The organism is Streptomyces sp. NBRC 110611, from assembly GCF_001590865.1.
GTDB lineage: Bacteria > Actinomycetota > Actinomycetes > Streptomycetales > Streptomycetaceae > Streptomyces.
The window spans coordinates 1-797 of sequence record NZ_BBUY01000093.1 but is presented as its reverse complement, the minus strand read 5'-3'; the positions used below and the strand labels follow the sequence as shown (position 1 = coordinate 797).

The 797-nt window shown below is 68.5% G+C and carries 1 protein-coding gene and 1 pseudogene; both read right to left on the bottom strand.

All coding sequences use genetic code 11. From position 1 onward, the window contains the following. Positions 1-252, bottom strand: a pseudogene (locus AZE13_RS37415) (transposase); the annotation flags it as partial. Beyond that, positions 198-665, bottom strand: a complete 468-nt coding sequence (locus AZE13_RS33505; RefSeq protein WP_258528204.1) for a winged helix-turn-helix domain-containing protein — start codon at positions 663-665, stop codon at positions 198-200. The pseudogene AZE13_RS37415 and the gene AZE13_RS33505, both read right to left, overlap by 55 nt. Positions 666-797 lie beyond the last annotated feature (132 nt).

Sequence of the window (797 nt, the reverse complement as noted above, 5' to 3'; positions counted from 1 at the left end):
GACGAGGTCGTCCTCGCGAAAGCCCTTCTTCTCGCCCTTGCGGCCGGTATGGGTCAGCATCCGGTAGATCAGCCGGGTGCGCCGGCCGGGCCGGACACAGACCAGGGCCGCCAGCGAGATGCGCCCGGAGCCTTTCTGGGTGACGTTGGTTGCCGGGGTATGTCGGCGGCGGGACCAGGTGCGGGCCTTGGGCGGCCTCAGGCTCTGTCCCGACTCGTCTTCGAAGAGCAGCCACGCCCTCTGGTCCCGCACTGTCTTTCCACGTTCGGCCACACCTGACGCATCCACCGCTCCACCGCTTGCGGATCGTGTTCGGCGGCCCGGTGCACCGGGACCTGCACGCTCCACCCCATCTGGTGCAGAATCCGGCAGACCTGCGCCGTGCTGAACCGGACGTGGAACCGCCGCGCGATCAGCAAGGCGATCCTCGGCAGCGTCCACCGCTGGTCCTCCACCCAGCCATGCGCGGCCGGCCCCTCCTCCAACGCCTTCTCCAGCCACACCCGCCACTCGGGTTTCATCCGCGAAGGCGGCCCGCTGGGCCCCTTCGAACGCAATGCCTCCACACCACCTTCACGCCAGCGGGCATGCCAGGCATACGCGGACTTCCGCGACACCCGTAACTCCTCGGTCACCACCGGCGGCGCCACACCCCGCTCGAACATCCCGCCGGCCTCGAACCGCACCCGCTCCCCCCGGGCCCACTCCGACGCAGTCAGGCCACCCTCATCTGAATACCTCATCCACCAGACATACAACCGAAGTGACTGTAGGTCACCCCAACCCGCAACCCTCAG